The sequence below is a fragment of the Bradyrhizobium sp. WSM4873 genome (assembly GCF_055811355.1).
The window spans coordinates 47,868-59,239 of record NZ_JBVVPS010000004.1; the positions used below are offsets into that span (position 1 = coordinate 47,868).

Sequence of the window (11,372 nt, forward strand, 5' to 3'; positions counted from 1 at the left end):
CCAGGGTCGTCCGACGAAAGGGACGGCCCTGGCCGACGTCTAGCGACGCCGAGCCACCAGAACGCCCAACAGAAACGCCGCAAAGACCGCTTGCAGCGGTGCTGCCCTGGTCATCTTCCGCAGTTGGTCGGCCAATCGCGCCGAGGGCGCCTGGGAAGGCGCATCGAGTCCTGTTCTTGTATCAGCGTGCGGCGCGTGCGAGCCGTTCTGCGCGGTGACCTGATCGTCCACCAGGCCGGACGCTTCGGTCATGGCGGAGCTTTCCCTGATATCCATCCTGATCCTCCATTGTAACTTTCCAGTCAGCGATCGACCTCGCCGAAGACAATATCCAGCGACCCGAGGATTGCCGAGACGTCCGCGAGCAAATGTCCCCTGCAGAGAAAGTCCATCGCTTGCAGGTGGGCGAATCCCGGCGACCTGATCTTGCACTTGTAGGGACGGTTGGTCCCGTCCGCGATGAGGAACACACCGAACTCGCCCTTCGGAGCTTCGACGGCGACATAGACCTCGCCGGCGGGAACGTGGAAGCCCTCGGTGTATAGCTTGAAGTGGTGAATCAGCGCCTCCATCGAACGCTTCATCTCGCCACGTCGCGGCGGCGCGACCTTGTTGTCCTGCACGAGCACCGGCCCCTGGCCGTCGGCAGACTTCAGCTTCTCGATGCATTGCTTCATGATGCGCACGGATTGCCGCATCTCCTCCATGCGAATGAGATAGCGGTCGTAGCAGTCGCCGTTTCGTCCGACGGGGATGTCGAAGTCCATCTCGGCATAGCAGTCGTAGGGCTGTGCCTTTCGCAGGTCCCAGGCCGCGCCCGACCCCCGCACCATCACGCCGGAGAAGCCCCAGGCCCAGGCCTGATCGAGCGTCACCCGGCCGATATCCACATTTCGGGCCTTGAAGATGCGGTTGAGCGAGAGCAGCCGATCCAGGTCGTCGACGACGCGCAGGAACGGATCGCACCAGGCCTCGATATCGTCGATCAGTTTCGGTGGAAGGTCCTGGTGCACGCCGCCGGGACGATAATAGTTGGCATGCATCCGACTGCCGGACGCACGCTCGTAGAACACCATGAGCTTCTCGCGCTCTTCGAACCCCCAAAGAGGTGGCGTCAAGGCGCCGACGTCCATCGCCTGCGTCGTGACGTTCAGAAGATGAGACAGGATGCGGCTGATCTCGTGATAGAGCACCCTGATCAGCTGCCCTCGCCGCGGAACTTCAAGCCCGATCAGTTTCTCGATCGCCAGGCAGAACGCATGCTCCTGCGTCAAGGGAGCGACATAATCGAGCCGGTCGAAATAGGGAATCGCCTGAAGATAGGTCTTGGCCTCGATCAGCTTTTCGGTGCCCCGATGCAAAAGACCAATGTGCGGATCGATGCGTGCGACGATTTCGCCGTCCAGTTCGAGCACGAGCCTCAGCACGCCATGAGCGGCGGGATGCTGGGGACCGAAATTGATGGTGAAGTTTCTCAAGCTGGGAGACTGGTCAGACATATCGCTTCCGATCGAGGACATCCGTTACCTTAGTCGCGATCGCCATCGGACGGCTTCACACAGGTTAACGATTGGCGTCGAACCGGAGAAAAGGAGCCTCAAACGTTGCACTTTGGAACACCGCTTCATGAGAGACGTTCAATGTTGAAATCGGAGATTTCCATGAAACATCGATTGCTTCTCGCTGCCGCCTCTCTCGCGCTCGTGGCGGGCCTCGGGTTCCCAACGGCGGCCGTCGCACAAGACCGCTACTGCCTTCAGGGCCGCGTCTGGGGCTATCCGGGCAACTGCCAGTTCGCCAGTTACGCTCAGTGCATGGCGACTGCATCGGGAACGAACGCCTATTGCGGCGTCAATCCTCGCTATGCCTATGCACGGCGATATAGGGGATATCGGTGACCAACCCGGCTTGCGGATCGGCAATGAAGCTGCTTTCTGACCGATCCCGCCGCTGAACCGAGCGGTCGCATGGCAGCAGAGCAAACGCTCACGGCCGTCGTGTTCGCCGGCGGTCTCGGTCTCGGCGCGTATCATGGCGGCGCATTCGAGGCCCTCACTTCTGTCTCGCCGCACATCGACTGGGTCACCGGCTCGTCCGCGGGCGCGATTACCGCCGCTTTGATCGCGGGATGTCCAATCGCCGATCGCCTCGAGAATTTGCGCTGCTACTGGCATGCTCCCGCAGCGGCTGCCGCCACACCGGACGCCAGCCGCCATCTGTCCGCCTGGCTGAGCTCAATCAATACGCGCATGCTTGGCCACATCGGCTTTTTTCATCCCCGTCTCCCTCTAACGTCGTTCCCGTTCACCGGTCTGTATGATCTCGGCCCGACGCGCGAGCGCCTTCAGCGGCTGGTCGATTTCGGGCGCCTGAACAACGGCGAGCTGCGCATCTCGATTTGCGCTACAGACCTCGAAAGCGGCGATGCCATTCTGTTCGACTCGTCGTCGGAGCGGATCGAGATGGATCACATCCTGGCCAGTTGCGGATTTCTCCCCGAATTCGCACCGGTGCAGGTTGCCGGGCGGTGGCTCGGCGATGGCGGGTTCTCGCTCAACGCGCCGTTCGATCCGGTCCTCGAAGCTGCAGCCTCGCTTCGCCTTTACGTCGTCGACCTCTTTGCGCGGGACGGCAGCGTTCCTGACGGCCTCGAGGCCGCAGCTGAGCGCAAGAGCGATCTCACCTTCGGCAATCAGACCTTCCAGCGCCTTCGTCACGCCCTCGTAGCTCGCCAGCTTCGCGCCGAGCTACAGGGCCTTCATCGCAACGACAGGATCCATCTCTTGAGCTACCGACCCGGCCGCGAGGAAGCCGGCCCTGAGAAATCGTTCGATCTGTCGGAAGCGGCCATGGCGCAACGTTGGCGCGCGGGTTTTTTGGACATGCAGCATGCCGGATCCCTGGCCCCCCGGAACGGGATATGCAGCGTAAGGCGAGGCTAGGGTCCGCTTTAGGTCTCTCGGTCGATACGCTGGCGGATGTCCAGCAAAAACCGGCTAACACCATCATCTGGGCTGACGCCGTCAGGCGGCGCTATGGTGGTGATGCCCCAGTTCGCCAATACCGCTTCCTGCACCGGATTGCGCTGCGTGACGAAAGCGAAGGACCTCGGTCGGTCCTGGCGGTGCCCGGACTCATCCCAACTCTGCCAAATCCGGTGCAACAGGAGCCGAATGTTGGGATCGGACATGCTGTATCCGATGAAAAGCAGCGTGCTGCCCAAGGCATCGGCGCGAAACCGGATATCGAGTGGCGAGTCGAACGCGAGCCGGTTGAGGAAGTCGGTCTCGGTCAAGACGAGCGAGGCATCGTCGTCGAAGTCGCCATGGAATTTGATAATGTGCGTGACGCCCGAACGGGCGCTTGCAATGTCCTTTGCGTTGCTGATCTTGGCGTAGGGCTTTTCCAGGACCTCGAAGGCTGTCTCGAGGTTGCGGTCATAGTTCGTGGTGTAAATGGTCGGAAAATCGAGCTCAACGATGAGCCGGTGGAGCCGTGAGGCCGCGATCCTGTCCGGGTCGACGCGCCAGTTGCGGTCGAGCCAGCTGCGGAGCGGGCCAATTCCGCCGCATTTCAGCCGGTAGTACTCCGCCAGCATCTGGTAGCCGCCGTGCATTCCATCGATCACGTCGCGCTCAAGTCCAAGGTCATCCAGCAGATGGTCGATCAGAGATTGCCAGGACGGCAGGCCGACAGCCATCGAGACGCCGGCGCCGACGAACAGGATCGCGCAACGCTGCTTGACCGCAGCGGCCAGGACCTCATGAGGCGGTCGCTCCTTGAATGCGAGTCCGGGCGGTTGCTGGTTCATCTACCTTGAATAGCTGGACGAGACGCGGGTTCCTGGAGCCATGCCATCGCTCAGCGGTGAGGAGGCGGTCTTCTCCGTTTGGGCCGCGAAGCGGGCGATCAGACGCCGAAGCTGCGCCTTGTGCACCAGACGGCCCGCCGTCTTCGGCGAGACCCAGATTGCTTCGCGCTCGCCTTTTTCCGGCCACCAGCGCTCCTGCCCGTGGACCCTCATGGGAAAGACGGCGACATCCATGGTCCGCTTGCGATCACCCTTCCGTTTGCGATGCTTGAAACTGCCCAGCGCGCGCTTTGCGGTGACGCCGACAAGACCGGCCTCCTCATAAGCCTCGAGCGCAGCCGTACGATGCGGCTCCGTCTTGCGCATCGGCGATCCCTTCGGGACACTCCACCGGCCCTTGCGCCTGGTCGTGATCAGCATCACGCGCAATTCGGAATTCTTCAGCGTGAACGGCAACGCGGCGAATTGTTTCTTGCCCATCAGGCGTCTCCAGTTTGGTCGATAAGCCAGCGCCGCAGCCATCGTTCCTTTATGCGGGGAGTGTCCATCCGATCAGAACTTCCGTTCGACCATCTTGAGGCGCAATCCGGAAATTGCTTCGCCCGGATTCAAGCCCTTCGGGCACGCCTTCGCGCAGTTGAGGATGGTGTGACAGCGATAGATCCTGAAGGGGTCTTCGAGCTTGTCGAGGCGCTCGCCCGTCGCCTCGTCGCGGCTGTCGTTGACCCAGCGGGCCGCCTGGATCAGCGCCGCCGGGCCGAGGAAGCGCTCGGAATTCCACCAGTAGCTTGGACAAGACGTCGAGCAGCAGGCGCAGAGAATGCACTCGTACAGTCCGTCGAGCTTCGCCCGATCCTCATGGCTCTGCCGCCATTCCTTCTGCGGCGTGGGTGACACGGTTTGCAGCCAAGGCTCGATCAATGCGAGCTGTGCGTAGAAATTCGTCAAGTCCGGAACGAGGTCCTTGACCACCGGCTGGTGCGGCAAAGGCAACACGCGCAGTGGCTCGCCTTGCGGGACGTCCTCGCTCATAGATTTGGTGCAGGCGAGCGTGTTCTGGCCGGCGATATTCATCGAGCAGGAGCCGCACACGCCCTCGCGGCAGGAGCGCCTGAATGTCAGCGTGGAATCGATGTTGTTCTTGATCCAGATCAGACCATCCAGCACCATGGGCCCGCAATCGCTCATATCGACGAAGTAGGTGTCGAGCCGGGGATTGCGTCCGTCGTCGGGATTCCAGCGATAGACCTGGAATTCGCGAAGCGATTTGCTGTCCGGCTTGGGCCAGACCCTTCCCTTTTCGACGCGGGAGTGTTTCGGAAGCCTGAATTCGACCATACTACCTCCGGACGGACGTGAGGCGTTGATAACCGCATCAGTTGGGATTGAAGCAACGTAGTTGAAGGAGATCGTCCAGCGACACACCAAGCAGCACGATGCGAAAGGCCGGTGCTGTCGCGAGCATCAGCAGCAATACAAAAATGGCATAGACCAGAGCTGGCGGGGTCTCTCTAGCGAGCCTGTAGACTGCTTTCCGCATGTACCCTCCCTTGCGAGCCGGCGCGTGTCATGGCGGCGCCGATGACCAACATGGCCGCACCCCATAGCAGGAAGCCGATGTCCCAGAAGATTCGCTGTTCGTCGGGCACCGTCTCATTCACCCGATGCAGCTTGAAGATCTCATGATCCACCACGCCTTCAACCAGATTGAAGATGCCCCAACCGAGCAATATCGCACCGAGGCATTGGCCGCGCGACCAGTGGATGTCGGACCTGCGCGCCCGTTGCCACAGCACATACAGCCCGAGCAGCACAAGAACATAGGCCGCGCTGTGGAAGATGCCGTCCCAGGTCGTGTTGAGCTTGACGTTGTCGATGGAGTTGAGCGGGTACCAGCCGCTTAACATATGATGCCATTGCAGCAGCTGGTGAAACACGATGCCATCAAAAAATCCGCCCAGACCAAGCCCGAGAAGGACACCCGCGGAAATCGGAAAGCTGGATGAATTGCTGTCTTGCATGAATCTGCTCGTGCGGCGGTGGGCATCTGGATGATGGACAAACCCTCCTCCAGGTTGCCGTTCCTATGATCATGACGCACTCCCCGTGCCAATAACCTGCGTTAATCTGCCTGCTCATCTCATGCCGCCGAAGGCGCTCGGTGGAGCATCGCTCGGCTGCTTATCGTGACGATAGGAACGTTCGAAACGGTCGCAGCGTCTTGTGAATCCAACATTGGAGATTCATCATGCTGAGAAGATCGTTTTTACTTGCATTGGGCGGCCTCGGACTATCCACCTACGCTGTGCAATCCAAACCAGGCCCGCAGCGGGATTTTCGAACGGCCGATCTGATGGGTGGCGCGTTTGCGATGCAGACGAGTCAACTCGCCCTGACGCGCACCGGCAATCCCGACATCGTCAACTTCGCGAATGCAGAGATCGCCGAACAGGTCCAGGTCGCGAGTGCGCTCGGAGCAGCGCCGGGATCGGCACCGCTGCGGTCGGATCATGCCGCCCTCTTTCAGCGCCTTCAGGCCACACCATCGGGTCCCTTCGACCGGATGTATGTGCAGGGGCAGATCCGCGGGCACCGTGAATTGCTCGCGCTCAACGCGTCGTATTTGCGATCCGGTGGCAACCCCGGCGAACAGCAGGTCGCACAGATGTCGCTGCCGATCATTCAGCGCCACCTGGCGATCCTGAGCAATCTCAGGGAAGTCGGCTAGAGCTTCACCCAGGGACAAGGAGCGGCGGTGGCCGCGTGTGTCGACCCCCGTCAAAGTCTTCGATGATCCAAATCGCGAGGAGCTGATATGGCGTATGCCCTGTTCAAGGACGACGAAAAACTGAGCCGGACGTTTCCAACCAAAGAGGAAACGCTGAAAAAGGCCGAAGACGCCGGTCTGGTCGAAAGCAGCGAGGGCAAGCCCAGGCTTGAGGACGATTTGAAGATCAAGCCCTGCTCGCCCGACCCCGAACCTCGAAGCGAGGACGACCTCGATTGGACGCCGCAGAACCCGGCGTCGTGATCGCGATCTAGCAACCTTTGCAGATGCTCTTGATCTTCCGATCGACGTGGGAATCCTGAGAGTTCTCCGAGCGTATTTCGGCGTCGCCCGGCATCGACGGACCGGGTGTCTCAGTTCCGTCAATCCGTCCGCTGCTGGTCCCTCCTGCGGGATTGCCGGCCCGCCCGACGGTGGTCGATCCTCGCGGGCCACCACCGGTTGATTGGGCCGTTCCAGCGGTGTTCGTGCCGGTAGCCGTCGTGCCGCGCGAAGCCGCGGCCGCGTCGGCTGGATTACCCAGATTGGGCGATGCACCGCCTGTCTGGTTTGTAGCTCCTGCAGACCCGAGGCCTGCAGACCCAGGACCTGCAGACCCAACGCCTGCAGACCCAAGGCTCGAGGCACCGCCGGCTGACCCAGGGCTTGTGGTGCCGCCGGTGCCGCCGCTCGTGCTGCTCGCGCTTGCTCCGCCCGATCCTCCCGAACCGCCGCCGCCACCACTCTGCGCCGAGGCGGCCCCTATCGACGCGGTCGCCACGAAGGCGATCACCATCAAGCTCGAAGTTGTCTTAGCCATCGCTCAGCTCCTCTCGCGATCATTGTGCGTGTGATGTTGGTCGCGCTCACCACCGCCTCCCGAGACGTGTGATTTGCGGTCGTTGGTGGGCGTTCCGGGCGCAGGGCGCTCATGCTCGCGGCCTCCCTTTTCAGGGTGCTTGCGGTCCTGCCGCGAGGAGCCCGGACCACCGAAGCGTTCAGTGTCTGACTTCTTGTGTGGCATTCATCGGTCCTGCTGGTAGCCTTGGTTCGTCGTGTTCTGCTTGATGTTGCCGTGACGTCCTTGCGTGTCGAAGTTCTCGCGGCCGGGGACTTTGTCGTCCGTCTCGATCTTTGGATCAGATCCGGGTCCCTTGTCGCTGCGCTGCTCTGGCGGTACGGGGGGCATTTTGGACATTGCATGCTCCTTGTTTCGGTCTCGCGACCTCATGCGCTGGCAATGAGATGCGGCCCCGGTCGTTCCTGATCGATGCTGATGCATGCCCGGAGGAACGAACGATTCCTGCCCGTGTTGACCCGGCAGTTCATACCGAAGGCTGTCTGTTCATGGTCAAGGATCTATCGCGCGAAACGGAGAAGGACGGCACCCGGAAGCTGATGATGGCGGGATCGGTAGCGGCCGCGGTCTTGTTTGTAGGTTTCATCGTCTGGTTCGCTGTGCCACAGATGTTCGGGGCAACGGACTATCTGGGCCGCCCCTCCACGGGAGCAGACAAAGGTGCCGCGGCCACGACGGTCGGCACTGGAGTTCCAACGCAGCACGAAGCGGTCAGCAAAGCGGCCAAGGAAAACCCGGCTGGCAATGAAGATACGACCGGCGGCCGTGCGCGGGACATTCAGAAGACCACTCAGCCGGCTAGCCTCAACGATCAGCAGCGCGAACAGCTCCGCGCCATCATCTCATCGGCGCACAGCCCGACGATGGATCGCCCGAATTTCGAGATGATGATCGGTACTTCGGTGCCGCGCCAGACCGAGGTGGCCGACTTGCCGCCCGAGGTCACCCAGGTGCTGAACGGGTTCTGGGGCGATCAATATCTGATCGCCGGAAAGGATCTCGTCATTGTCGATCAGCATTCGCGCCGCGTCGCGGCAATCATCGCCGGCGTGCGCTGATCGCGTGCCGCCGCATCGTTAGAGAGGACAACTTATGCCGAAAGCGAAAGCGCCTGAAAACGACCCGAGAGAAACCCCGGTCGACGATCCGCGACAGCAGACCGATTTGCCAACCCATCGGCAGACGGACCAGCCTTGGCAGGGAAATCCCGAGAAGGAGCAGATCGACCCAAAGCGTCCCCCGATTGATCTGGAGCGGTGGCAAAAATCGAATACCCACTAGCTGCCACGCATGTATCTCGTTCACGCGTCGAGCTCATGGATGGTGGGCCGCAGGTCGCCGCCCTCATCCAGATCGAGCGTTGCCAGCGTGATCGGCAGCTTGAAGCGCCTTGGACCGGCGCTCCCGGGATTCAGGAAAAGCACTCCGTTGATCGTGTTGACCCTCACCCGGTGCGAATGTCCTGATATCACCGCGTTCACACCGGATGCTGCAGGGTCGACGTCGAGCGTCTTGAGATCGTGCAGGAGGTAGAAGCAACGAGCGCCGAGGTGCACCGTTTCGGTTTCAGGATAGCGGCTCGCCCAGCTGCCAACGTCGACGTTTCCCCTGATGGCGGTGACGGGCGCTATTCGGCAAAGCCGCTCCAGAACCTCCGGCGCGCCGATATCACCGGCGTGGAGGATATGCGAGACTCCCGCAAGACAGCGTTCGGCCTCAGGCCTGAGAAGGCCGTGCGTATCCGAGATCACGCCGATCCTCAATGCCATGCTCCTCAATGCCTTGTCAGGCCAAGTCTTCAGTGCAGGACATCCAGTGGCACTTTCCCGATCTCCTCACCCTCCTGGTTCGTGACCAGGATGGAAAAATGACGATTCCGGAGTTCGGGACGCTCCGCAAGGAGCCTCTTCGCGATCTCCTCGGCAACATCCAGCGCCATGATGTCATCGGGCAATTCAGCACCCCCCTCGTCTGCAACGGTCTTGGAGTCGACCAGATCGAAATGATAGCGCGGCACGTGAACCCTCGAATTCGTCGCAGGAACGCGCGATCTGGAGCCTTCGTTCCGGCGTGGCGGGCATCAACTCCCTGCATGTGCGCAGGAACCCTCAAGTCATCGCGATTATTGCTGCTGCGGAACATCCGCGTTTTCGGAGTCAACCCATGCTGGAAGAACTGCGCGTGCTTGCTCAACCCGGCGCGATGATCGCCGTCCTTATCGTGCTGCTGCTGATGGCCGCCGGCGATGCGGCGATCGTGATCGCCGACAAAGGCTGGCCATTTTAGTCCGGGCGCGCGGCTGTCATGCCCGATGTCGGACATATCCTTTTCCAGGGCTGGACCCCGCTCTTGAGAACCGCGATCGGCACGACGGTCACCTATGTCGCACTGGTCGTCCTGCTCCGGATCGCGGGGCCCCGAACACTTGCCAAATGGTACGCCTTCGACCTGATCGTCACGGTTGCGCTCGGCTCCACGTTCGCGAACAGCGTATTGTCCGGCGATATCAGCGTCGCGCAGTCGCTGGTCGGCTTCAGCATCCTGATCGGCCTGCAATTCATCATCGCCTTCGCCGTGGCGCAGTGGAGCCAGTTGCGGGTGGTCGTGAATCCGCAGCCGACGTTGCTGCTCCATCAGGGGCGATTCGTCCACGAGGCAATGCGCAGCCAGCGTGTGGCAGAGGCGGACGTTCGCGCCGCCATCCGGCAGCATGGCATTGATCGTGTTGAAGATGTCGGTGCGGTCGTGCTCGAGGCCGACGGTACATTCAGCGTCATCCGGCAGGTCCGGTCCGATGCCACGGCGCTCGCCGACATTCCGGAACTGGGCGGCTCGAATTCGGCGAACCGGCCGGATTAGCGCATAGGAACCTTTGTAGGCCTGACCGGTTCCGCCTGTGAAGCGGAGTGCGACAAAACGTCAATGCAGATCTGGGTGCGAAGGGTTCTGGTATTGTGCATGACTTGGCCGCTTGCTGCGTGCGCGGGCCGGCAGTCGGCGCTCGACCCTCAAGGGCTGCAATCCGACCAGATTCGGCACACGCTGTTCATCTTTCTCATTGTCGCGGCGATCGTCTGGACCGCTGTCGTCATCGTTCTGGGCATGGGGCTCTTGCGACGGAAGCGGGCAGCCGATCAGCCGCTGGACCTCCACCAGCCCTTCGAACAACGCTCCGGGCGCGTCATCCTTGCGCTTGGGATTGCGACCACCGTCACCGTGCTCGGCCTCTCTCTGGTCAGCTATGCCGGTCAGCGCACCGTCTTTGCCAAGGATGAGAAAGCCCACACGCTCAAGATCATCGGCCATCAATGGTGGTGGGAGGTTCGCTATGAAGCCGACAGTCCGCACCAGAGTTTCGTGACGGCCAACGAGATCCGGATCCCTACGGGCGAGCCGGTGAAGCTCGAGCTTGAATCCGCCGACGTGATCCACAGCTTCTGGGTGCCGAGCCTGACCGGCAAGATGGACTTGATCCCCGGGCAGAAGAACGAGCTGCAATTCACCGCGAAGAATGCCGGCGTCTATCGCGGACAATGCGCCGAGTTCTGCGGGATCCAGCACGCCCATATGGCGTTCGCCGTGATCGCGATGTCGCCCGACGAGTTCGGTCGCTGGCGCGACCATGAAAACCAGAGCGCGAGTAGCCCCACGGACCAGCTCGGCAAGCAAGGCGAGGCTCTGTTCCGGGCGCGCGGATGCGCCTTGTGCCACAACATCAGCGGTACGCTGGCCGGCGGCCAACTCGGCCCGGATCTCACGCATATCGGCAGCCGCACGACGATCGCTGCGGGAACGCTGCCGAATACTCCCGCGACGCTCGGCGCCTGGATCGCCGACCCCCAGCACATCAAGCCCGGCAATCTGATGCCGAAGATGCCGCTGCAATCGGATGAGCTCATCGCGATCATTCATTATCTGGAGCAGCTCAAGTGAGC

Annotated in this window: 18 protein-coding genes; 9 read left to right on the forward strand and 9 right to left on the reverse strand. The window is 61.6% G+C overall.

Going from position 1 to position 11,372, the window contains the following annotated elements:
* Positions 1-39 precede the first annotated feature (39 nt).
* Together AC0L21_RS08640 and AC0L21_RS08645 are read right to left on the reverse strand one after the other, a co-directional pair.
* Entirely contained in the window at positions 40-276 is a 237-nt protein-coding gene (locus AC0L21_RS08640; RefSeq protein ID WP_473260204.1) for a hypothetical protein, read from the reverse strand.
* A 26-nt stretch (positions 277-302) separates the two neighbouring features.
* Positions 303-1,499 carry an NADH-quinone oxidoreductase subunit D gene (locus tag AC0L21_RS08645; protein ID WP_473260206.1) on the reverse strand — a complete coding sequence of 399 codons (1,197 nt, stop codon included), beginning with the start codon at positions 1,497-1,499 and terminating at the stop codon, positions 303-305.
* A 141-nt stretch (positions 1,500-1,640) separates the two neighbouring features.
* Between AC0L21_RS08645 and AC0L21_RS08650 the strand changes: the two genes are divergently transcribed.
* Positions 1,641-1,898, forward strand: a complete 258-nt coding sequence (locus AC0L21_RS08650) for a DUF3551 domain-containing protein (RefSeq protein WP_473260210.1) — start codon at positions 1,641-1,643, stop codon at positions 1,896-1,898.
* Positions 1,899-1,967: 69 nt separating this feature from the next.
* Complete coding sequence (locus AC0L21_RS08655) at positions 1,968-2,942, forward strand: patatin-like phospholipase family protein (RefSeq protein WP_473260213.1); 975 nt, start codon at positions 1,968-1,970, stop codon at positions 2,940-2,942.
* 8 nt (positions 2,943-2,950) lie between these two features.
* Here AC0L21_RS08655 and AC0L21_RS08660 read toward each other — a convergent pair whose 3' ends face one another.
* The 4 genes from AC0L21_RS08660 to AC0L21_RS08675 form a co-directional block, all read right to left on the reverse strand.
* Positions 2,951-3,811 (reverse strand): SIR2 family NAD-dependent protein deacylase, encoded by an 861-nt coding sequence (locus tag AC0L21_RS08660; protein WP_473260216.1) that lies wholly within the window; start codon positions 3,809-3,811, stop codon positions 2,951-2,953.
* A complete protein-coding gene (locus tag AC0L21_RS08665) occupies positions 3,812-4,291 on the reverse strand; it encodes an NUDIX hydrolase (RefSeq protein WP_473260218.1) in 480 nt (159 codons plus the stop codon).
* A gap of 72 nt (positions 4,292-4,363) precedes the next feature.
* Positions 4,364-5,149, reverse strand: a complete 786-nt coding sequence (locus tag AC0L21_RS08670; RefSeq protein WP_473260220.1) for a succinate dehydrogenase iron-sulfur subunit — start codon at positions 5,147-5,149, stop codon at positions 4,364-4,366.
* Between the two features lie 173 nt (positions 5,150-5,322).
* Positions 5,323-5,832, reverse strand: a complete 510-nt coding sequence (locus AC0L21_RS08675) for a DUF2243 domain-containing protein (protein ID WP_473260222.1) — start codon at positions 5,830-5,832, stop codon at positions 5,323-5,325.
* Positions 5,833-6,059: 227 nt separating this feature from the next.
* Between AC0L21_RS08675 and AC0L21_RS08680 the strand changes: the two genes are divergently transcribed.
* Both AC0L21_RS08680 and AC0L21_RS08685 read left to right on the forward strand, forming a co-directional pair.
* Positions 6,060-6,539 (forward strand): DUF4142 domain-containing protein, encoded by a 480-nt coding sequence (locus AC0L21_RS08680; RefSeq protein ID WP_473260224.1) that lies wholly within the window; start codon positions 6,060-6,062, stop codon positions 6,537-6,539.
* A gap of 87 nt (positions 6,540-6,626) precedes the next feature.
* On the forward strand, positions 6,627-6,842 hold the full coding sequence (locus AC0L21_RS08685; protein ID WP_473260227.1) for a hypothetical protein: 216 nt from the start codon (positions 6,627-6,629) through the stop codon (positions 6,840-6,842).
* A gap of 760 nt (positions 6,843-7,602) precedes the next feature.
* Here AC0L21_RS08685 and AC0L21_RS08690 read toward each other — a convergent pair.
* A complete protein-coding gene (locus AC0L21_RS08690; protein WP_473260229.1) occupies positions 7,603-7,776 on the reverse strand; it encodes a hypothetical protein in 174 nt (57 codons plus the stop codon).
* Positions 7,777-7,823: 47 nt separating this feature from the next.
* On the opposite strand from AC0L21_RS08690, the gene AC0L21_RS08695 reads away from it, so the two are divergent.
* Positions 7,824-8,495: a DUF1236 domain-containing protein gene (locus AC0L21_RS08695; RefSeq protein ID WP_473260231.1), complete on the forward strand. Its 672-nt coding sequence runs from the start codon at positions 7,824-7,826 to the stop codon at positions 8,493-8,495.
* 34 nt (positions 8,496-8,529) lie between these two features.
* Positions 8,530-8,718 carry a hypothetical protein gene (locus tag AC0L21_RS08700; protein WP_083926604.1) on the forward strand — a complete coding sequence of 63 codons (189 nt, stop codon included), beginning with the start codon at positions 8,530-8,532 and terminating at the stop codon, positions 8,716-8,718.
* Positions 8,719-8,738: 20 nt separating this feature from the next.
* Here the strand turns inward: AC0L21_RS08700 and AC0L21_RS08705 are convergent, their stop codons facing one another.
* Both AC0L21_RS08705 and AC0L21_RS08710 read right to left on the reverse strand, forming a co-directional pair.
* A complete protein-coding gene (locus AC0L21_RS08705) occupies positions 8,739-9,206 on the reverse strand; it encodes a metallophosphoesterase family protein (RefSeq protein WP_473260234.1) in 468 nt (155 codons plus the stop codon).
* A gap of 29 nt (positions 9,207-9,235) precedes the next feature.
* On the reverse strand, positions 9,236-9,454 hold the full coding sequence (locus AC0L21_RS08710) for a DUF6894 family protein (RefSeq protein ID WP_247289215.1): 219 nt from the start codon (positions 9,452-9,454) through the stop codon (positions 9,236-9,238).
* Positions 9,455-9,507: 53 nt separating this feature from the next.
* On the opposite strand from AC0L21_RS08710, the gene AC0L21_RS08715 reads away from it, so the two are divergent.
* The 3 genes from AC0L21_RS08715 (at position 9,508) to coxB (ending at position 11,370) form a co-directional block, all read left to right on the forward strand.
* Complete coding sequence (locus tag AC0L21_RS08715) at positions 9,508-9,723, forward strand: hypothetical protein (protein WP_473260237.1); 216 nt, start codon at positions 9,508-9,510, stop codon at positions 9,721-9,723.
* 18 nt (positions 9,724-9,741) lie between these two features.
* Positions 9,742-10,296: a DUF421 domain-containing protein gene (locus tag AC0L21_RS08720; RefSeq protein ID WP_473260239.1), complete on the forward strand. Its 555-nt coding sequence runs from the start codon at positions 9,742-9,744 to the stop codon at positions 10,294-10,296.
* 63 nt (positions 10,297-10,359) lie between these two features.
* Positions 10,360-11,370 (forward strand): cytochrome c oxidase subunit II, encoded by a 1,011-nt coding sequence (coxB, locus tag AC0L21_RS08725; RefSeq protein WP_473260241.1) that lies wholly within the window; start codon positions 10,360-10,362, stop codon positions 11,368-11,370.
* Positions 11,371-11,372: the final 2 nt, after the last annotated feature.

Excerpts from the sequence above, each read along its gene's own strand:
- AC0L21_RS08640 (WP_473260204.1), bottom strand. The coding sequence starts at position 276 with ATGGATATCAGGGAAAGCTCCGCCATGACCGAAGCGTCCGGCCTGGTG.
- AC0L21_RS08645 (WP_473260206.1), bottom strand. The coding sequence starts at position 1,499 with ATGTCTGACCAGTCTCCCAGCTTGAGAAACTTCACCATCAATTTCGGT.
- AC0L21_RS08650 (WP_473260210.1), top strand. The coding sequence starts at position 1,641 with ATGTTGAAATCGGAGATTTCCATGAAACATCGATTGCTTCTCGCTGCC.
- AC0L21_RS08655 (WP_473260213.1), top strand. The coding sequence starts at position 1,968 with ATGGCAGCAGAGCAAACGCTCACGGCCGTCGTGTTCGCCGGCGGTCTC.
- AC0L21_RS08660 (WP_473260216.1), bottom strand. The coding sequence starts at position 3,811 with ATGAACCAGCAACCGCCCGGACTCGCATTCAAGGAGCGACCGCCTCAT.
- AC0L21_RS08665 (WP_473260218.1), bottom strand. The coding sequence starts at position 4,291 with ATGGGCAAGAAACAATTCGCCGCGTTGCCGTTCACGCTGAAGAATTCC.
- AC0L21_RS08670 (WP_473260220.1), bottom strand. The coding sequence starts at position 5,149 with ATGGTCGAATTCAGGCTTCCGAAACACTCCCGCGTCGAAAAGGGAAGG.
- AC0L21_RS08675 (WP_473260222.1), bottom strand. The coding sequence starts at position 5,832 with ATGCAAGACAGCAATTCATCCAGCTTTCCGATTTCCGCGGGTGTCCTT.
- AC0L21_RS08680 (WP_473260224.1), top strand. The coding sequence starts at position 6,060 with ATGCTGAGAAGATCGTTTTTACTTGCATTGGGCGGCCTCGGACTATCC.
- AC0L21_RS08685 (WP_473260227.1), top strand. The coding sequence starts at position 6,627 with ATGGCGTATGCCCTGTTCAAGGACGACGAAAAACTGAGCCGGACGTTT.
- AC0L21_RS08690 (WP_473260229.1), bottom strand. The coding sequence starts at position 7,776 with ATGTCCAAAATGCCCCCCGTACCGCCAGAGCAGCGCAGCGACAAGGGA.
- AC0L21_RS08695 (WP_473260231.1), top strand. The coding sequence starts at position 7,824 with ATGCGGCCCCGGTCGTTCCTGATCGATGCTGATGCATGCCCGGAGGAA.
- AC0L21_RS08700 (WP_083926604.1), top strand. The coding sequence starts at position 8,530 with ATGCCGAAAGCGAAAGCGCCTGAAAACGACCCGAGAGAAACCCCGGTC.
- AC0L21_RS08705 (WP_473260234.1), bottom strand. The coding sequence starts at position 9,206 with ATGGCATTGAGGATCGGCGTGATCTCGGATACGCACGGCCTTCTCAGG.
- AC0L21_RS08720 (WP_473260239.1), top strand. The coding sequence starts at position 9,742 with ATGCCCGATGTCGGACATATCCTTTTCCAGGGCTGGACCCCGCTCTTG.
- coxB (WP_473260241.1), top strand. The coding sequence starts at position 10,360 with ATGCAGATCTGGGTGCGAAGGGTTCTGGTATTGTGCATGACTTGGCCG.